The sequence below is a fragment of the endosymbiont of Galathealinum brachiosum genome (genome assembly GCA_003349885.1).
GTDB lineage: Bacteria > Pseudomonadota > Gammaproteobacteria > SZUA-229 > SZUA-229 > SZUA-229.
Genome location: QFXC01000007.1, coordinates 524,501 through 545,001 on the forward strand (window position 1 = coordinate 524,501; position 20,501 = coordinate 545,001).

At 39.7% G+C, this 20,501-nt stretch carries 20 protein-coding genes; 5 read left to right on the forward strand and 15 right to left on the reverse strand.

All coding sequences use genetic code 11. From position 1 onward, the window contains the following. Window positions 1-13 precede the first annotated feature (13 nt). Complete coding sequence (locus DIZ80_05030; GenBank protein RDH84829.1) at window positions 14-1,018, reverse strand: flagellar motor switch protein FliM; 1,005 nt, start codon at window positions 1,016-1,018, stop codon at window positions 14-16. 210 nt (window positions 1,019-1,228) lie between these two features. Beyond that, window positions 1,229-1,771, reverse strand: a complete 543-nt coding sequence (locus DIZ80_05035; protein RDH84830.1) for a flagellar basal body protein FliL — start codon at window positions 1,769-1,771, stop codon at window positions 1,229-1,231. Between the two features lie 347 nt (window positions 1,772-2,118). On the opposite strand from DIZ80_05035, the gene DIZ80_05040 reads away from it, so the two are divergent. The 4 genes from DIZ80_05040 to DIZ80_05055 are packed head-to-tail and all read left to right on the forward strand — an operon-like array spanning window position 2,119 to window position 5,727. Beyond that, window positions 2,119-3,522 (forward strand): hypothetical protein, encoded by a 1,404-nt coding sequence (locus DIZ80_05040; protein ID RDH84831.1) that lies wholly within the window; start codon window positions 2,119-2,121, stop codon window positions 3,520-3,522. Beyond that, window positions 3,519-3,800 (forward strand): flagellar protein FhlB, encoded by a 282-nt coding sequence (locus DIZ80_05045; protein RDH84832.1) that lies wholly within the window; start codon window positions 3,519-3,521, stop codon window positions 3,798-3,800. The genes DIZ80_05040 and DIZ80_05045 overlap by 4 nt, the downstream gene beginning before the upstream one ends. Further along, on the forward strand, window positions 3,801-4,961 hold the full coding sequence (locus DIZ80_05050) for a hypothetical protein (protein RDH84833.1): 1,161 nt from the start codon (window positions 3,801-3,803) through the stop codon (window positions 4,959-4,961). A 22-nt stretch (window positions 4,962-4,983) separates the two neighbouring features. Beyond that, complete coding sequence (locus tag DIZ80_05055; GenBank protein ID RDH84834.1) at window positions 4,984-5,727, forward strand: hypothetical protein; 744 nt, start codon at window positions 4,984-4,986, stop codon at window positions 5,725-5,727. 33 nt (window positions 5,728-5,760) lie between these two features. Here DIZ80_05055 and DIZ80_05060 read toward each other — a convergent pair whose 3' ends face one another. From DIZ80_05060 to DIZ80_05070, 3 genes are read right to left on the reverse strand one after another with little or no spacing between them, the layout of a single operon-like run. Further along, on the reverse strand, window positions 5,761-7,845 hold the full coding sequence (locus DIZ80_05060; protein RDH84835.1) for a diguanylate cyclase: 2,085 nt from the start codon (window positions 7,843-7,845) through the stop codon (window positions 5,761-5,763). A 48-nt stretch (window positions 7,846-7,893) separates the two neighbouring features. Continuing rightward, window positions 7,894-9,081, reverse strand: a complete 1,188-nt coding sequence (locus DIZ80_05065; GenBank protein RDH84836.1) for an O-succinylhomoserine sulfhydrylase — start codon at window positions 9,079-9,081, stop codon at window positions 7,894-7,896. Beyond that, window positions 9,074-9,577, reverse strand: a complete 504-nt coding sequence (locus DIZ80_05070) for a hypothetical protein (protein ID RDH84837.1) — start codon at window positions 9,575-9,577, stop codon at window positions 9,074-9,076. Before DIZ80_05070 ends, DIZ80_05065 begins: the two co-directional genes overlap by 8 nt. Before the next feature lie 34 nt (window positions 9,578-9,611). On the opposite strand from DIZ80_05070, the gene DIZ80_05075 reads away from it, so the two are divergent. After that, complete coding sequence (locus DIZ80_05075) at window positions 9,612-10,529, forward strand: peptidase M14 (GenBank protein ID RDH84838.1); 918 nt, start codon at window positions 9,612-9,614, stop codon at window positions 10,527-10,529. Window positions 10,530-10,594: 65 nt separating this feature from the next. Here the strand turns inward: DIZ80_05075 and DIZ80_05080 are convergent, their stop codons facing one another. The 10 genes from DIZ80_05080 to DIZ80_05125 all read right to left on the reverse strand — a co-directional run bounded on the left by DIZ80_05080 (window position 10,595) and on the right by DIZ80_05125 (window position 20,425). Beyond that, a complete protein-coding gene (locus DIZ80_05080; GenBank protein RDH84839.1) occupies window positions 10,595-11,803 on the reverse strand; it encodes a hypothetical protein in 1,209 nt (402 codons plus the stop codon). A gap of 11 nt (window positions 11,804-11,814) precedes the next feature. Further along, on the reverse strand, window positions 11,815-12,747 hold the full coding sequence (locus tag DIZ80_05085; GenBank protein RDH84840.1) for a hypothetical protein: 933 nt from the start codon (window positions 12,745-12,747) through the stop codon (window positions 11,815-11,817). Between the two features lie 38 nt (window positions 12,748-12,785). Continuing rightward, on the reverse strand, window positions 12,786-14,300 hold the full coding sequence (locus DIZ80_05090) for an amidophosphoribosyltransferase (GenBank protein ID RDH84841.1): 1,515 nt from the start codon (window positions 14,298-14,300) through the stop codon (window positions 12,786-12,788). An 89-nt stretch (window positions 14,301-14,389) separates the two neighbouring features. Further along, entirely contained in the window at window positions 14,390-14,878 is a 489-nt protein-coding gene (locus DIZ80_05095) for a colicin V production CvpA (protein ID RDH84842.1), read from the reverse strand. Between the two features lie 52 nt (window positions 14,879-14,930). Continuing rightward, window positions 14,931-15,389: a hypothetical protein gene (locus tag DIZ80_05100; protein ID RDH84843.1), complete on the reverse strand. Its 459-nt coding sequence runs from the start codon at window positions 15,387-15,389 to the stop codon at window positions 14,931-14,933. 21 nt (window positions 15,390-15,410) lie between these two features. Then, the gene (locus tag DIZ80_05105; protein RDH84844.1) at window positions 15,411-16,688 is read right to left on the reverse strand and encodes a bifunctional tetrahydrofolate synthase/dihydrofolate synthase; all 1,278 of its coding nucleotides are present in this window, start codon (window positions 16,686-16,688) and stop codon (window positions 15,411-15,413) included. A gap of 66 nt (window positions 16,689-16,754) precedes the next feature. Further along, window positions 16,755-17,624: an acetyl-CoA carboxylase carboxyl transferase subunit beta gene (locus tag DIZ80_05110; protein ID RDH84845.1), complete on the reverse strand. Its 870-nt coding sequence runs from the start codon at window positions 17,622-17,624 to the stop codon at window positions 16,755-16,757. A gap of 99 nt (window positions 17,625-17,723) precedes the next feature. Continuing rightward, window positions 17,724-18,527 (reverse strand): tryptophan synthase subunit alpha, encoded by an 804-nt coding sequence (locus DIZ80_05115; protein RDH84846.1) that lies wholly within the window; start codon window positions 18,525-18,527, stop codon window positions 17,724-17,726. A 43-nt stretch (window positions 18,528-18,570) separates the two neighbouring features. Next, window positions 18,571-19,788, reverse strand: a complete 1,218-nt coding sequence (gene trpB / locus DIZ80_05120) for a tryptophan synthase subunit beta (GenBank protein RDH84847.1) — start codon at window positions 19,786-19,788, stop codon at window positions 18,571-18,573. Window positions 19,789-19,792: 4 nt separating this feature from the next. After that, window positions 19,793-20,425, reverse strand: coding sequence for a phosphoribosylanthranilate isomerase (locus tag DIZ80_05125; GenBank protein ID RDH84848.1), 633 nt, complete (start codon window positions 20,423-20,425; stop codon window positions 19,793-19,795). Window positions 20,426-20,501: the final 76 nt, after the last annotated feature.

Below are 20,501 nucleotides of genomic sequence, written 5' to 3' on the forward strand. Positions count from 1 at the left end.
GCTTAACTCTCAACTATTCATCTGCTTCATTAATAAAATTTAACGCGGGACGAGTAACTCGTTCATTTATTTTTACTGCCGCATTCCCTCTTGATACACCTAACGAGCATCGAAAAAGAGGTATATCTTCCGCTTCCAGTATCACCTGCTCAGGCATATCAAACGGGATAACATCACCAACCTTTAAGTCATTAATATCCGATAAGTTAATTTCTGTTTCCGCCATTAAACTTCTAACTTCAACTTTAGATTCAAAAATTTCATCACGTAAAGACAGACGCCAGCGATCATCAATTTCTGAAACATCTGACTGTACACCCGCATCAAGCAGATCACGTATCGGTTCAACCATTGAATAAGGGAATGTAACGTGCAAATCCCCACCACCACCTTCAAGATCAACACGAAATGTGCTGACAACGACAACTTCTGTCGGACTTACAATATTCGCCAGATGAGGATTTACTTCAGATGACTGATATTTAAATTCTAAAGGTTTAATCGGTTTCCAGGCAACTTCCAGATCTGTAAAAATCTGATCAAGTAACATACTTATAACGCGTTGCTCAGTGGGGGTAAATTCACGGCCTTCAATTTTGTTATAAAAGCGACCTTCACCACCAAAAAAGTTATCAACAACAATAAAAACCAGTTTGGGATCAATAACAAAAAGCGCCGTACCTTTAAGCGGGTCAACTTTAATCATATTTAAACTGGTAGGCACATATAAACTATGGACATATTCAGCAAATTTCATCATCTGCACACCACCCACCGCAATTTCAGCCTGGCGACGTAACAGATTAAACATACTTACACGAAAGTTACGTGCAAAGCGCTCATTAATCATTTCCAGCGTAGGCAAACGCCCACGCACAATTCGTTCCTGAGAATTAAAATCAAATGACCGGGCAGAACCGTCATGAAGGTCTTCGTCTTCTGTTTCGACATCACCATCATCTACCCCGTGTAACAGGGCATCGATTTCGTCTTGACTTAAAACATCTGCAGTTGCCATAATTTTTTCTTCAATTAATAAATATTTTTAAAACTATCACTGTTCTACTTGTAACTGTCTGGACAGCGTAACAACAATCCAGTTTGGGTAACGACTCAGGTTGCCCCTGTGCGGTATCAGGACAAGGCGGAAAATGTGAGCTTACAAATGTAAGTGTCCATTTCCCAACAAAGGCATGGCGTCGCACAGGGGTGAGCTGAGTCGTTAACGTTATTGCATTACGAAACTGGTGAAGTACAGTGCTTCTATTGAGCTCGCCTCACCCACATCCTTAAGTACATCCTGCATAACCTGAATCGCTTCCTGACTCAGAGCGCGTTTACCTTCACGGGTATTAATTTCATGGTATTGCTTACCACCTAATAGCAATAACAGTTCATTTCTTATCGCTGGCATATGGGATTTTAATGCTGATTCAACAGATGAGTCATATGTCATAATCTGAATATCAACCTGTAAAAAAGCCACCTGTTCCTGATTTTCAAAGTTAACTACGAAAGCCGGATGCAGCGGCACATATATTGGCGTGCCTCTTTTTTTAGATTTACTACTCGAAACATCTTCAGCATCTTCCAGCACTTCCATATCAGAAGCATCAGCGGGGGCCTCATCTTCGCCACCCATAAACATAAATACCCCGACACCAATACCTATAAGCAGCAGCACGCCATTCACAAGCAGGATGACTTTCATCATTCCGCCTTTCTTGGCTTCTCCTTCCCCTGCTTCTGTGTTTTCTTCTTCGTCAGCCATTAAGCTTCCCCTGTGTTATTGTTCAGAAATGCAAAGACCGTGCCGCTATTGACTTGAAATATATCTGATTCTGTCGAGAGGTACGGTCATATTTATATGATATGGTTCTTGCCTGCCCTAAGCATAGTATTATTTCATTAAATTTCAATAAGATAGATAATTTCTAACCTTAAAACATATATTTATGTATTTTCCATCAGAAATGCATTTTTTATGCTTTAGCACTAAACTGTAATTAAAGAAAAGACGTTTTTTAAGTTAAATTCGTCAACCAATTGGCCGATAGATATAGCAATGATCTGGTATTTGCCAAAAAACTGTCACCTGAATAGTTAACATGAAAACTTATGATTAATATTCCACCGATAAAACAGAGTACAGCCGTTAAAACAGACCTCATAACGAATGTCACTCGCACATGGAAAGTCGGACAGATATTGAATGGCTCAACGCAACGAGGGGGTGATGCCCAGTCCAATGTATTAATTCGTGTTGGCCAGCAAACGATTGAAGCGAAAACACCTGTAACACTACAAAATGGTCAGGATGTTAAATTACTCATAAAATCCTTAGGTGAATTCCAGAACGGTAACCTGGGTAGCAACCAGATAAGCAAACTTCCCGTATTAAGCATTTTAGACACTCAAACAGCCATATCTGAAAACAATAAAATAGCAGCGGTTAAACTAAGGCAGTTTATTGCCATTCAACAAACTTTTAGCCAGGTTCAACAACTTGCAGATAAACTATTGTCCAGCCGATCTATCACTGACCAGCTGCCTGCATCACTAAAAAATTCACTCAGCAACCTGCAACAGACTTTACAAGTTAATACAAAAAACATTAACCCTGCACAGCTAAAGCAACAAATATTAAACAGCGGCGTTTTTCTGGAATCAAAATTACTTCAACAAACAAGCGGAAGTAGTTTAGTCAATGATTTTAAGTATCAACTTCTGACAATCAAGTCAGAGTTGGCGAAACTCATCCCAGCCAAAGAAGGTGTTACCCAGCAAACAACATCTACACTACCATTAGAACAATTACAGACATCAATTAAGAAATTAGGAGATAGCTTTAATAACAGCCAACTAACTAGCTTAGCCGACAAATTAATATCCTTACTACCAAAAACCTCGATTATTCAGCTTAACAATATGCTGGCAGGGATCAAGCCGGATGTATCAGTTTCAAATGAACTTCAATCATTAACAAAGTTATTAACTGTAACTCTACAACAACACGGAAACCATCAAAGCCAACAATTACAGGAACAGTTACACTTTCGCCTGATGTTACTCGACTTGAATCAGCAGGTTGAACAGTCTATTAGCAAGATAACAAGTCTACAGCTACAACCTATGAGTCGTGAGGGTGATAATCTTGTTCTATTACTTTTCAATCTGGTTTTTAAAGACAGTCACGAACGGTTTGATATAGACTTTCGTATTCAGCAGGAAAATGAAGAAACTGACCCGGAAGAACAAAGCTGGTCTGTCACCTTGAGTTTTAACTTTAAAACACTGGGTAAAGTACAATCAAATATCCACCTCACTGGAAATCAGGTGTCCAGTGTATTCCATACTGAATATGTAACAACTGCAGATAAAATAAAACAGTTTTTACCTCTACTCGAAACAGGCTTAGTAAACACAGGGTTAAATATTGTTAAATTAAGTGTGGAAAACAATCTGATTGAAAGTAAACCTTTTGTCAGTAACCAGGTTAATTTACTGGATGAAAAAGCATGAAACACTCTACGCCTATCGCTGTAGCACTAGAATTTGATGGTGAAAACACGCCGGTAGTGAATGCTCGAGGAATTGGCCCTATAGCTGAAAAAATCATAGAAATAGCAAAGCAACATGGGGTTCCTCTGCAAAACGACAGTGAACTGGTTGAAATACTTTCTGATTTAAATCTGGGAGATGAAATCCCCGAAAATCTGTACCGAGCCATTGCAGAAGTAATTGCTTTTGCATACATTTTAACCGGCAAATTTCCTAAAAACTGGAAAGATACAAGGTAAATGAAGGAAACAAATTCAGAAACACAAAACACCCTGCTATCTCAGTTACACTGCTGGTCAAGTGAGGAGATTTATTTTACCGGTGACAATTACTTTAACGACCTTATTAGCAGTTTAAATAATGCAAAACACTCTATTGAGTTCGAATGTTATATTTTTTATCAGGACGATCTGGGCAGAAGAGTCATTACTGCATTAATTGATGCGGCAAAAAGAGGCATTAATATTAGAGTTATTATTGATGGTTACGGCTCACTTAACTGGAACACTCAACAACTATCAGAATTAACTGACCTAAATATAGAAATAAAAATATTCCACCCATTACCATGGCGTCTGTCTCTATATAAAAAATCCATCAAAACTAAAAATTTTATTAATAAATTTCTCTATTTATCTTCGCGCATAAATAAGCGAGATCATCGAAAACTTTATATCATTGATGATACTGTGGCATGGAGCGGAAGCATGAATATATCATCATCCCATACCAGTCAAAACCTGCCTGATAAAACCTGGCTGGACTGCGGTGTAAAAGTTTCTGGTGAATCGGTACTTGAACTTACAGATAATTTTAATGAAATATGGAAACGAAAAATCCGCTACACCAATGAAAACAGACATCTTCCCTTCAGAACAAACAATAACATTATCAGGCGACAGCATAAAAATAATGAGCTTATTCAGCTCATTCAATCCTGCAATAAAAAAATCTGGATTATAAGCGCATATTTTGCCCCATCCAAACATATAGTAGATGCATTAAAACAGGCAAGAGCTAAGGGAGCTGATGTAAAACTAATCATCTCGCATCATTCGGATGTTGTATTTTTCCCCTTAATAAGCACAACCTACTATACCGAACTTCTGAAGTCTGGAATTGAAATATACGAACATAATGAATACATCATTCATGCAAAAACAATTTTACTAGATGATATTGCTTTTGTTGGCAGTTCAAACCTTAATCACCGTAGCTTTTTACATGATCTTGAACTTGACATCATTTTAACCAAAACAGATACTCTGGAAAAATTAAAGAATAAATTTATACAACTGATTAAAGGATCGGATAAAATAACTCAATCCAGGCTGGTAAATCTACCCTGGTACTACCGTATTCTAGGGAAAATAATATGGCGAATTCGCTACTGGCTTTAATATCATGTCGTTAACACATTAAATGCTAAAAATATTAACATACAATATTCACAAAGGATTTACACCGGGTAACCGCCGCTTTATTTTGCACAAAATAAAATCAGCATTACAGGCAACTAATGCAGACATTATTTTTTTACAGGAAATACAGGGGGAGCATACTGCCCGATCAAATGAAATTCACAACTGGCCTGATTGTTCCCAGTTTGAATTTCTTGCTGACGAAATTTGGCCACATCATGCTTATGGGAAAAATGCCATCTATGCAGACGGCCATCACGGCAATGCCATTTTAAGTAAATTCCCGTTTAATCATTACGAAAATATAAATGTTGCCTATATGAAATCCGCTAGTCGCAGCCTGCTTCACGGGGCAATCAACCACCCTGACTCAGCGCTTCCACTACACGTAATATGCGTTCACCTGGGTCTTTTTTCATTTGAACGACAACGCCAGTTAATAAAACTGGTTAAGCGCATAGAAGAAAACATCCCACATAATGAGCCTTTAATTATTGCGGGTGATTTTAATGACTGGAATGGTCGTGCAGAAAAATATTTATGCGAAGAACTTGATTTAAGTGAAGTTTTCAAATCAGAATGGGGTAAACACGCGCGTACTTTTCCCGCCTGGATGCCATTGTTACCCATGGATAGAATTTATAGCAGAGGATTACAAATAATTAATTGCCAGAGACTGCATGATAAACACTGGACTGGATTATCAGATCATTTGCCACTGATGGCAGATTTTGAATTTAAGTGAAGCACATTCATCGCACTGCCATATTGACCAGAATCACAACAGCATTTCAAATTCTTTAGCCGGTACGGGTTTTGAAATCAGATAACCCTGAATAATTTCACACTCATGATCTCTTAAAAATTTATACTGCTCTTCAGTCTCCACTCCTTCAGCAATAACTTTTAGATTCATACTGTGCGCCATAGCAATAACCGCTCTTGCAATTGCTCCGTCTTCGCTATTTCCCGCAATATCTTTTACAAATGAACGATCAATTTTTAAAACATCAAGCGGGAACTGATGCAGATAACTTAGAGAAGAATAACCAGTACCAAAATCATCCATTGATAATTTAACACCCAGCTCTTTCAAACGGTGCATCTTGTTAATGCTATTATCCGCATCCTGCATTGCTATGGTTTCCGTTATTTCTAAATCTATATTTTCTGGTTTTATTTCATATTGTTGAATTAGCTCTTTAATTTGATCAACTAAATCTACCTGCATAAACTGCCTCGCAGACAGGTTAATTCCAACACTTAAATCATGCCCCTGCTGATTCCATTCCCTGGTTTGTTTAATTGCCTGCTCCAGGACATAATGACCTAAAGGCTGTATTAAACCTGTTTCTTCTGCGAGAGGAATAAAACGAATGGGTGGCACTAAACCATGCTCATCATGTCGCCAGCGAACCAACGCTTCAGAGGCAATAATTTTACGTGTACTTGAATCAACCTGCGGCTGATAAAATAACTCAAGTTCATTATTTTCTAGCGCACTTCGCAAATCTGTTTCCATACGCAAACGGTCATCCACACGGCGATTCATATCGTTGGTATAAAAATGTTCCTGATCACCACCCAGAGCTTTGGCTTTACGCATTGCAGCAGTTGCACAATGAATCAGTTCACCCGCATCTACTTCATCATCTGGATACAGTGCAACACCTAAACTTAATGAAACAATGACTTTCTGATCTCCAAGATCAAAGCTATTATCTTTTAATGTTTGATTTAAACGGCTAAGCATCTGTGTAATTTCATCAGTAGAGGACGAGCTTTCAAGCAATAATGCAAATTCATTTCCACTGATTCGGGCTACAGTATCACCTTCATTTACAAAACAACTTAGGAAGCCGGCAAACGCAACGAGCAATTCATTACCTATATCATGACCCAAACTGTCATTAATCAACTGGAAACGATCTATATCCATCAGAACCACTGCCACCTGATGACCTGCATGTTCAGCCACTTTAATGGCATGAGTTAAGCGTTCTTTGAAAAGAGTCTGATTAGGAAGATCAGTAAGTAAATCATGATACGCCTGATGTAGTATCATATCTTCAGCGCGTTTCAGTGCGGTAATATCCTGTATGGTACCTAATACATAACGGGGTTTTTTGTCATCTCCCATAATGACATCACACTGTTGATACACATACCTTTCTTTATTATCGAGTCCCTGCAAACGGTGTTCTAAAACAAACCGGGTTCCCTGCTTGCGGGCATCTTCAAAAGCATGCACTACCCGATCACGATCTTCTTCTGGCACATAATTTATTAAATCATTTAATGTGATGCCTTTACTACGATCTATACCCAGCATTTCCAACACACCGGGTGGGAATGAAATTTCACCTGTCTCCAGATCCCAGTCCCAGTAACCTAACATTGCAACTTTTAAAGCATGTACCACACGGTGTCTATTTTTGCGTAATTCAAAATCCATTTCGCGGGACTTTAGTGCATAACGAACCCGCTGAGAAAACAAACTCCAGTTAATAGGTTTAGATATAAAATCAGTAGCCCCTGCATCAAATGATTTATCAACCGATGCCACATCATCTAATCCAGTTAGCATAATAATTGGCACAGTTCGATCAGGATCTAAAGATCTCATTTCCTGACAGGTTTCAAAACCATTCATTACCGGCATTAATACATCAAGTAAAACCAGATCAGGACGGTGCTGACGAAACAACTCAACACCCTCCGCACCATTGGGTGCTTCTATGGTATCGAAACCCTGTTTTTGCAAGGCTTTCATTAACATTGAACGAACCACTATATCGTCATCAATCACAAGCAATAACGGAGTTTTACGCTCTGCAATAATAAGACTGCCTAAATCTGACACAACTTTAATCCCTGATTTATGCTTGATACATTATGTAATAGCACTTAATTACATGCCTCGCGCCAGATCTTTCTTTATATCTTCAATATCTTCCAGACCAACTGCTATACGAATCAAACCATCTGCGATTCCTGACTCCTGACGTTGCTCTGGTGTTAATCGTCCATGGGTAGTAGTTGCAGGGTGTGTGATTGTTGTTTTTGTATCACCTAAATTTGCCGTAATTGAGCAAATTTGTGTCGCATCGACTAACTTCCACCCATCATCTTTACCGCCCTTAAGCTCAAATGATAACAAACCACCAAAGCCTTTTTGCTGTGATTTTGCCAGCTCATGCTGAGGGTGAGACTCCAGCCCCGGATAATAAACTCTAGCAACCTGAGGTTGCTGCTCTAACCACCGGGCAAGCTCCATCGCACCAGCACTATGCGCTTTCATACGAAGATCAAGTGTTTCCAGACCTTTTAAAAATACCCATGCATTGAATGCACTCATTGTCGGTCCGGCACTACGCAAAAATGCATATACATCCGTACCAACAATACTTTCAGTGCCCAAAACAGCTCCACCCATACAACGCCCCTGCCCATCGATGTATTTTGTCGCCGAATGAATCACGATATCTGCACCCAGACTGATAGGCTGTTGCAATGCTGGCGTAGCCAGACAATTATCAACCGCCAACAGGCAGTCGTGTTTACGTGAAATTTCAGCCAGTGCTTTAATATCAACCAGCTCAGTTAACGGGTTAGAAGGTGTTTCCAGAAATAATAAACGCGTATTTTTCTCAATTGCATTTTCCCATGCAGCAAGATCTGATAATTCAACAAACGTCGTTTCAATTCCTAATTTAGCCATAAAGTTGGTAAACAATACGGTTGTCGTACCAAAAATACTTCTGGATGAAACAATGTGGTCACCTGTTTTCAAAATACCCAGACAGGTTGCAAGTATCGCAGACATTCCTGATGCGGTTGCGACACAACATTCCGCACCCTCCATTCGAGCAAGACGCTGTTCAAATGTTCTTACCGTCGGATTAGTAAAACGTGAATATATATTTCCCGGCTGCTCTCCAGAAAATCGAGCTGCTGCTTCAGCAGCTGAAGAAAAAACAAAACTCGATGTAGGAAAAATAGGCTCACTATGTTCCTGCTCCTGAGTACGAGTTTGACCTGCTCGTACCGCCTGAGTTGCAAAAGCCCATTCAGCTTCTAATTGCTCAAAATCACTCATTATCTTTTTCCTGTATTAACACTGTGCAACCTTCATCTACAAGGTTAAATAATTCAATCACATCTTTATTAAACATGCGCACGCACCCATGAGATGCAGGCATGCCAATTTTATCTTCATCTGAGGTACCATGAATATAAATATAGCGTTTATAGCTATCAATTCCATCGCCTACATTCAGGCCTGGTTCCTCTCCTTTCAACCAGAGTATTCGGCTCGTAATTATATCCTCTGGCAGAGTTTCACCTGCAGCAAGCAGTTCATCCAGCACACCTAAAGGTTTTCTACCTACAAATACTTCATTAATAGGGCAACCATCACCTATTTTCTGTGCAATACTATGCCTACCTAATGGTGTTTTAAAACTACCATCCTGACTACCTGAACCAGAAACTGAAGTTGACACGGGGTAATCAATGAACTGTTTTCCATTACGATCAATGCAAAGCAAACGCTGCTGATCTATATTTACAATTATATAATTAAGTTGTGACATATTTTTAGTAACTGATAAAAACGACCGATTTTCTATGCTAACACGCCTTTACCAGATTACACTTCTTTTATTATTCGCTATACCTGCATATAGCCAAAACCTGAATTTCAATACCTTTGAGCAACAACAGCAGGTAAATAGCTCCTGCCTCAATATCGGAAAAAAACTATCCAGTGTTACATTTAATGAATGCCTGAAGTTAAACTTATCTTCATCCGTGCATCAATCAGCTAAAAATAACAGCCTTCTAATTAAAGAATACCCTCCCCTATTAAATAAAAGAGAACCACAGGCAAAAATACTAATGCTTGGTGGCATTCATGGTGACGAATACTCATCCGTAACCATTATGTTTAAATGGATGCATATTCTGGATAAGTATCATAGCGGACTGTTTCACTGGAAAGTCGCCCCGCTAGTTAACCCTGACGGTTTATTACAGAAAAAATCACAACGTATAAATGCCAATGGGGTTGATCTAAATCGAAATTTTCCAAACAATGGTAAGCCGGATGCCAGTCTTGAATACTGGAAAAAGCGAGCTTATAGCGACCCGAGGCGCTACCCCGGCCCAATGCCTACAAGTGAACCTGAAACACAGTGGATAGTTGAGCTTATTAAACAATTTAAACCCGATGCCATTGTGGCTGTGCATGCACCTTATGGAATTGTGGATTATGACGGGCCAACGAAACCACCATCCCGTCTTGGACCGCTTTATCTAAAATTACTCGGAACCTATCCTGGCTCATTAGGTAATTATGCCGGGTTACAACAGGAAATACCCGTTGTTACGATTGAATTGCCTTACGCGGGCATTATGCCAAGCGACAAGGAAGTGGGACGAATCTGGGTTGATATGATTAGATGGTTAAAAAAGAATATTCCACAAAAACAAAAAACTCAGGAATTGCCACAAAGGCATGCTGAACACAATGTAATCATCAAGTAGTTAGATATTTACTATCTACTCTACTAAAAAAACTATCTCAACAAATCATACCCACAGGTTATAATTTATTTTCTTTTTAGCAGCTTGTCATTAATAGCCAACTGCGGTGCAACAGGCGCAGATATTTCATCTTCGAAAACAATACGCCACTGACCATCATTTTCTTTATTCCAGTACTGACGTTTCCAGCTCTGACTGGAAAAATTATCACTGGCATAAGTTTGCAGGAATGTAGCCACCATAACATCTTCATTTGGATGCTTAAGTAAACTGACATTAGATAATTCAACATTCACAAAAGTTTTATGCTTCGCAATTCTACGTTTATGGTCTGACCAGTGATTAAAATCTTTTTTCCCATTCGTAAAACGACCCGAATAATGATTTAAATAATCATCAACATTCATACTTTCCCAGTCTGATATCCACTGCTCATGTACCAGACTAATTTCATTTTTATGTGACTGCCATTGCTCACTGATTAACCACTGTATATTTTCACCAATTAAAACAGGGGTACTCTTTAAATCAATATGCATACCTAAATCAAGCAGGTCATTATTTGGTAAAACAACACAACCTTCAGATGCTAAAGGCGGGCGATTATATGTACCACTACGCGTGCCGTGCAACCAGATGCCGTGCCCGGTTTTACCATTTAAACGATCCCATGCATTAGGGTAATTAATAGGATAGGCACCGGCACCATATTTATCTGCAAGTTGATCTGGTGCGATATATGATTGAATAAAATATACCCCTAATGGCGTTTTTAAATCACCTTCTAAAACCTTACCCGCACCACTACGCCCCATAGAAACAAAAAAATCATCGATCAATACTGGTAACGACTGAGAATTATCAAACAAATACAAACGAGATTTACTTAAATCAACAACAATTGCATGACGATAGAATGAATCAAGCTTCGCCAATACAGATGGGATACGACTCTTTACACCGTTATCCTTATCTGCCTGGTAACGGTTTTTTATTTCCGTTAATAATAAAGATTTTTCAGGGCTATCTTTTATTTCTGACCCTAGATTATTAACGCCTTTTACTCTAGACATTAAAACATCAGCATAAACCAGTTGTGCCAGCTTAAAATCTGGCACCTCAGACACGAGTAATTCAAGCTTTGATTCGGCACTAATCAAATTAGAAGACTGTATATCACGGACAGCATCAAGTAGACGATCCTCAGGATGGGGATCTGCGGCAAACAATATCACCGAATAAAACACAGCAATTATAATAGAAACAAATTTCATCAACTTAAATTCTAGTACTTTTTAATAGTTCTTTCAGACAGAATCAACCAGTTATCCTGCAGTTTATGCATATACATCTGCTTCAGAACCCTGTCACTATATGTTTCAGAGCGATAATTCTGCATAAACTCAACAAGCACATACTCATCATTCGGCTCAATAAATACTCTTAACTTTTCAATTTGTATATTCACGCCTTTGGTAAACTTGAGGCGTGCACGACGAATATTCTTCCACTCTGCATAGGATTTTCGTGCATCTGAAGGCAAAAAATCATTAGAATAAGACTGTATATATGACTTAAAATCACCCATTGACCATGCCTGAGACCAGACAGATAGTTGCCGCTTAATATGATTATTTATACTTCCCTGTTCAGTTTGCTGCGGCGCTGATTCAATTTGAATTTCAGGCTGAGTTTTTTCAACTATTACTTCTTTTACAATAATTCTTTCAACTGGCTTTTCTATAATTTTTTCAACAATTATTACAGGTTGATAAATTTCCTGAATAAGCTCAAGTTCAGGCATATCAATTCGTTGTTCAGACCCTAACGCTTTATCATAAGCCTGTGTAGCCAGATAATTATATAACTGAGATCTATTATTTTGAGTAACACGATAACCAGGAGAACCACTTACCGCTTGTTCAAGTATTTTTTTCGCTTCATCAATACGACCGGTTTTAAGCAATAAAATAGCCAGATTATTGCCGGGCTCAGGCCACTGTTGATTACGTTTTAATAAATCACGATAAATGGTTTCAGCCTGAACCCATTGCTGTTGAGAGTAAAGACTTACGGCTTTCTCAAACAATTTTTTATCACTATTTATCGTTTGTATTTCTGTATCATTAGCGACAGCCACCACTGAGAACAAAGACAGCGGTAAGACCATTAATAAAAAAATACACCGTAATTTTTGCTGAAAAATTTTATAATCCATAAAAAATAATTTAACCTGAATCACCTCAGGCTGAAATGTTATTGGTTGCTGTATAAGTCAATTCCAGCCAGATTATCTGCATGCTCACGTTTAGCCTTAGCAGCATCAGAACGCATATCTTCAAGGTGCTGCAGATAAGCCTGGTCTATATCACCTGTAACATACTCACCGTTAAAACATGAGCTATCAAAGTTATCAATCTTTTCATTACCCTGTTTAACAGCATGAATTAAATCATCAAGATCCTGATAGATTAACCAGTCTGCACCTATTTCTTTAGTTATTGCATCAATATCGCGACCATCAGCCACAAACTCTTTTGGTGAAGGCATATCAATACCGTAAACATTTGGATGCCTTACCGGGGGCGCTGCCGATGCCATATATACATTTTTTGCACCCGCATCTCTGGCCATTTGAATAATTTGTTTTGAAGTCGTTCCACGCACAATTGAATCATCGACTAACAGAACATTTTTATCTTTAAACTCAAGATCTATTGCATTAAGTTTCTGACGCACCGATTTTTTACGTTGTGTTTGTCCGGGCATAATAAATGTACGGCCAATATATCTATTTTTAATAAAACCTTCTCGATACTTAACGCCCAGATGATAAGCCACATCCAGTGCAGAAGTCCTGCTTGTATCAGGAATTGGAATAACAACATCAATATCATGCTTGGGTCTTTCACGTAATATTTTTTGAACCAGTGTTGTACCCATGCGTAAACGTGCTTTATAAACCGAAATATCATCAATAATAGAATCCGGACGGGCAAAATACACATATTCAAATATACAGGGTGTACTTTTCGGATTCTCAGCGCATTGCTGGTTAAACAAGTTACCCTCTATATCAATATAAATCGCTTCACCCGGCAACAGATCACGCACCAGCTCAAAACCAAGCGCATGTAATGCCACACTCTCGGAAGCGACCATATATTCAGTGCCTGACTCTGTTTCACGTTTTCCATAACATACCGGACGAATACCATTAGGATCTCTGAACGCCAGAATACCTTTACCAACAATCGTGGCAACAACCGCATAACCGCCAAGACAACGTTGATGTACTGCCGTAATAGCTTTAAATATTTCTTTCGACGTAACCTGTAATTTATTTAACGCCTGCAGCTCATGAGCAAAAATATTTAACAAAATCTCAGAATCAGATTCGGTATTAATATGGCGCATATCGTCTTTATATAACTGTGCTTTTAACGTTTCTGCATTTGTCAGATTACCATTATGCGCCATGGCAATACCATATGGAGAGTTCACATAAAATGGCTGAGATTCTGCTGCAGATGAACAACCAGCAGTCGGATAACGCACATGACCTATACCCATATTACCGGCTAACTGAACCATGCTATCCGAATTAAAAACATCACTTACCAGTCCATTACTTTTACGTAAATGAAATTTATTCCCTTCACTGGTTACAATGCCAGCAGCATCCTGCCCACGGTGCTGCAATATGATTAACGCATCATATAACAACTGATTAACAGGACTTCGGCTAAAAATACCGACTATACCGCACATAAAAACCTCAACAGCAAAAATGCTAAAAATTAGAGCAGAAAATAAACATCAGGACATTTCCATAACATAAACAATTACAGACGTTATCCTTAATAAGAGAAGTACTTTGCAACATCATCAGGTAAATAAGCCTGCAACGACATTGCCAGAGTTTCAAACCTTTCAATCAACAACGATGACTGCCACCAGTCATAACTGGGCGCATTTGTTAAACCCGCTATAAAAACCAGCGCAATAACAATAAGCAGTCCTAACGAACCACCTATAACCAGTCCAAGCACCCGATCAAGACCACTTAAACCGGTTTTACTAACAAACTGTCGTACCAGAAAACTGACAACCGCTCCAACCATAATAGTTAGAACAAATAATATTCCCATTGCTGCAGCCAGCCTCATGGGGGGCGAATCGATAGATGTCAGCATCGATGCCGCCAGATTAGGTGCAAAACTAAAAGATATAGTACTTGCTGCTAACCAGGTGCCTAAAGCAATGGCTATTTTCACAAAGCCCCAGACCAGCCCAAGCACAAGTAATACTGCAATGATGGTCACTATTCCAAAATCTACAAGGGTCATTCCATCATTCCTGAATTCAAAACCATAATAATACCAAGTTGAGTAATTATCATCACGGGTGCTGCACCAGCATCCCGGATAATTTCTCTTTTTTGACTAACTCAGCTTTAAGTTTTTCAAGCTGCTGTTTGTCGAGTTCCGGTCCAATTCTTACCCTGTAAACACTACGATCTGGTTTTTTCAGCACATCAACATAACTCGCATAACCTTTTGCTCTGAGCCTGTCTCGCATGACTTTAGCATTTGCCTCCTTCGAAAAGCTACCGAGTTGTAATGCCCAGGCATGCACCGTCGATTCTTCTGACTTTATACGCTTGTTAATCGTTAATGCAGAGTCAGTACTCTCCATATAATCGGAAATAGGCTTAAATTGCGGTTTATCCGGGATGTCTATCTTATTGCTGTAACGTGATTTATGGCCTGCGCCATCAAGCCATTCCGGTACTAAAATAACCAGAAATGCGGCTAATACAACTGCACCAATAATTCGTTTACGAAGTTTTCTATCCAATCCTGTTCCAGAAATTAATTGTCACTGTAGAGATTTAAAATATTCCGTCGCTTCAGAAACCGTATAAAACGAACCAAACACGATAATACGATCGTTTTCAGCCGCTAAAGTTCTTGCTTTTACACAAGCATCAGTCACATTTTCACAAACAGAGAGTTTAACATCTGATTGCACGTCACGCACCGCCTGCGCCATGTTTTTTGAGCTCATTCCACGAGCAACCTGAAGACCGGCACTAATCCACTGATCAACTTCTGGCAAAACAGCCTGCAGCACTTCTGCAACGGCCTTATCTGCAAGCATGGCAACAACAGCAATGGTTTTACCCGTAACGGGCATATCATTTAGCACATCATTCAGTACCTGCGCGGACTGTTCATTGTGTGCCACATCAACAACAACCTGTGGACTATCAACAATCTGTTGGTATCGCCCCGCCAAACGAACTTCTGTCAGACCTTTTGCTATATTCAACTGTTCCGGTTTTTGCTCTATATCGAGAAGAGAAATAGCCATAATAGCGGCAGATGCATTCTGTAATTGAAAACCGCCACATAATGCAGGCACCGGTAAATCAGACAATTGAAAATCTGCGGCTTTTAACTGCCAGTTAGCTTTAGATAACCCCTGATAAAGATAATCCATACCAGGGCGAATCAGTTTCACGTTATTTTCTTTAGCATATTCCATTAATGAATCAGGAGGGTTGAAAATACTCACCACTGCCGGATTATGAGGTCTCATAATCCCGGCTTTTTCCCGGGCAATAACTTCAATATCATCACCCAGCCAGTCAATATGATCTATACCAATGCTACTGATAACCGATACATCCGCATCTATAACATTAACCGCATCCAGTCGACCACCCAGCCCAACCTCAAGCACGGCCACATCCACATTATATTTTTTGAAAATAACAAATGATGCCAGTGTACCAAATTCAAAATACGTTAACGCAATATCGCCCCGTACCTTATCAATGACATCAAAAGCTTCACACAATTCATCATCAGGCACCGGTTGTTGATTTATGCGAATTCGTTCATTGTATTTAAATAAATGAGGAGAGGTGTAGGTACCAACAACAATACCAGACTGATGTAGTATCGATTCAATAAAAGCTACGGTTGAACCTTTACCATTTGTTCCTGCAACGGTGATTACCGGGCAGAAAAAACTAGCTGAAAACGATAATTTTTCTAATACCGCATTAACACGATCAAGCCCTAAATCAATTTCTTTTGGATTGAGGGTTTCTTGCCAGTTAAGCCAGTCTTGAAGTTTTTTATAACGCATATTTATTGCCACAGAGACACCAGATTTTAATTTAACTCAGTGATCACTGTGGCTCTATGGAAAAATTCAGGCTGCTGGTTTGTTTTGCATCATACTTAAAAGATTAGCGATTTTATCACGCATATCACGGCGATCAATGATCATATCGATTGCACCATGCTCTAATAAAAATTCACTACGCTGGAAACCTTCCGGTAATGTTTCACGTACAGTTTGCTCTATAACACGAGGACCCGCAAAACCAATTAACGCATTCGGCTCCCCAACGTTAATATCACCCAGCATAGCCAGACTAGCAGAAACACCGCCCATTGTAGGATCCGTCATAACAGATATAAAAGGTATTCCACGTTGAGACATTTTCTGTAATACCGCAGATGTTTTTGACATTTGCATTAATGAAAACAAAGACTCCTGCATACGTGCACCACCTGAAGCAGAAAAACACACAAGAGGAATATCATTTTCCAGACAGATATTTGCGGCTCTGACGAATTTCTCGCCAACAACCGAACCCATAGAGCCGCCCATAAACTTAAACTCAAATGCTACTGCAACCAGAGGTATTTTTTTAACCTGCCCCTTCATTGCAATTAATACATCATTTTCACCGGTACTTTTCTGCGACCCGGTAATTCGGTCTTTATATTTTTTACTGTCTTTAAACTTTAAAATATCAACCGGTTTCAAATTAGCGGCTATTTCTTCTCGTGGTTCTTCATCGAGAAAGTTTTCCAGACGTCGCCTTGCATTCATGCGCATATGATGATGACATTTAGGGCATACATCATGATTACGTTCCAGTTCCGCTCGATATAAAACAGCGTTACAGGAGTTACATTTGGTCCATAAGCCTTCTGGCACAGAACCTTTTTTATCCGCATCACTCGCTTCAGTACGAATACGCGATGGCATTAATTTTTCAAACCAGTTCATATTATAAAAACCTTTTTTGTCACATAGACTCGGAGGCACTGAGTTTATCAAAGTTAATTACATTAACTCTGTGTCTCTGCCTCTTCGCTTCAATATCTATTATTTATCCATTGCTGTGCGCATAGACGACAACAACTCACAAACCTGTTGTGAAATCTTTTTCGGATCATCAGCATTCTCTGCAACACGATTAACAATTGCGCTTCCCACTACAACCGCATCCGAAACAGCAGCAACCTGCGCCGCTGATTGCGCATCGCGTATACCAAAACCCACACCAACCGGTATCGATGTATGAGTGCGGATTTGACTAACTTTTTCTACCACCGAGTCCACATCTAAATTAGCAGAACCTGTAACACCTTTTAATGATACATAATAAACAAAACCACTGGCCTGTTTACATATCAATTCCATTCGTTCATCAGTCGTGGTGGGTGCCAGTAAAAAGATCATGTCAATTTCATTAATTTTCAACTGGCTAATTAGATCTGCACCTTCTTCCGGTGGTAAATCAACCAGTATTAACCCATCAACTCCAGCATCACCTGCAGCACTTGCAAATTTTTCATAACCCATTACTTCTACAGGATTGGTGTAGCCCATTAAAACAATCGGTGTATCCGCATCTTTAACACGAAACTCTTTCACCATCTGCAAAACATCAGCAAGACTCACATTATGTTTTAATGCACGCTCACAGGCTAACTGTATAACAGGGCCTTCTGCCATTGGGTCAGAAAATGGAACACCTAATTCAAGGACACTTGCACCGGCAGCCACCATATCATGCATTAAATTCACTGTAACAGACGGATGAGGATCACCTGCCGTTATAAATGGCACTAATGCAGTTTTATCTGCGGCTTTTAAAGCATCAAAACGTGTTTGTAAACGACTCACAGTTCTACGCTCTCAATCTTAACGGTTATACTGGTATATTGACTCACAATTCAATTCCCTCAATCTCGGCGATAGTGTTTATATCTTTATCACCACGTCCCGACAGATTAATAATAATGATTTTATCTTTATCCATTGTTTTTGCCAGCTTGGCTCCATATGCCAGGGCATGACTGGATTCCAGAGCAGGGATAATACCTTCTGTCAGTGTTAATTCGTGAAATGCCGCAAGCGCTTCCTTATCTGTAATTGCTACGTACTCTGCACGTCCGCAATCTTTTAACCAGGCGTGTTCAGGGCCAACACCCGGATAATCAAGCCCGGCTGAAACACAATGTGTTTCAATAATCTGGCCGTTATCATCTTCCATTAAATATGTACGATTGCCATGTAGGACACCCGGATTACCTGCGCATAAGGGGGCCGCGTGCCTCGGTGTATCAATACCATCGCCACCACCTTCTACACCAAATATTTTTACGTCTTCATCGCCTAGAAATGGATGAAATAAACCAATTGCATTAGAGCCACCACCGACACACGCAACCAGTGCATCTGGCAAACGTCCTGCTTTTTCAAGAATTTGTCGTTTAGCTTCACGACCAATAATAGTTTGGAAATCACGTACCATTTCGGGGTAAGGATGGGGGCCTGCTACGGTGCCAATAATATAAAACGTATTATCTATATTAGTAACCCAATCACGCATCGCTTCATTTAAAGCATCTTTAAGGGTTCGTGAACCAGAAGTTACCGGCACTACTTTCGCACCCAGCAGCTTCATTCTATATACATTAGGCGCCTGACGTTTAACGTCTTCTTCACCCATATACACAATGCATTCCATACCGAAACGTGCCGCCACTGTGGCTGACGCAACACCATGCTGCCCCGCACCCGTTTCAGCAATAATACGTGTTTTACCCATGCGTTTAGCCAGCAACCCCTGACCAATCGTATTATTTATTTTATGTGCGCCAGTATGATTTAAATCTTCACGCTTCAGGTAAATCTGTGCGCCACCTAACTCTTTAGACCAGCGCTCCGCATGATATAAGGGACTCGGACGGCCCACATAGTCAGCTAGATCTTTATCAAAAGCTGCCTGAAAATCCTTATCAGTTTTTATTTTTTCATAAGCTTCGCGTAATTCTTCTATTGGCCCCATCAAGGTTTCGGCTACAAATTTACCGCCATAAGTACCAAAATGACCACGCTCATCCGGCATGGAATAATAATCTTTACAAATATCTTCACTCATCTTTCTATCCACAATCGACTCGTTTAACTTCTTTCATTAAACGCATCATTAAATCACTGTCTTTTATACCCGGCGCTGATTCAACACCCGAGCTTAAATCAACGGCATAAGGCCTTACCTGGTTTATAGCATCAGCCACATTATCCGGTTTCAGACCACCCGCCAGAATAATTTTCTGACGTAAATTTTCAGGAATGGTTGACCAGTCAAAAGACTCACCCGTACCACCGGCCTCACCTGCACCATGACTATCCAGCAAGACACTTCGAGCGCTGGAGTACTGATCAAACAAAGCCTCTATATCTTCTACACCTTCAATACCCAGCGCTTTTATATATGGTTTTCCAAACGACTCACAAAACTCAACCGATTCATTGCCATGAAACTGAAGACAATCAATATCTACTTCAGCGAGCACCTGCCTGACCAGGCTTTCTTCCGGGTTTAAAAACAGGGCCACCGGTGTCACAAAGCCGGGCAAAACACGACATATTGCCTTAGCCTGTGTGCTGTTGATATTACGCGAACTTTTGGCATAAAAAACCATACCCAGCGCATCAACACCCAGCCGAGCAGCCTCAATAGCATCTTCACTACGAGTAATACCACAAATTTTAACGCGTGTTCTTAAGTGCAATGATCTACTGGCCACATAAAAAACGGCATTTTAACAGAAATTAGTCTCTAATTTACGAAACATCTCCCATTATTTA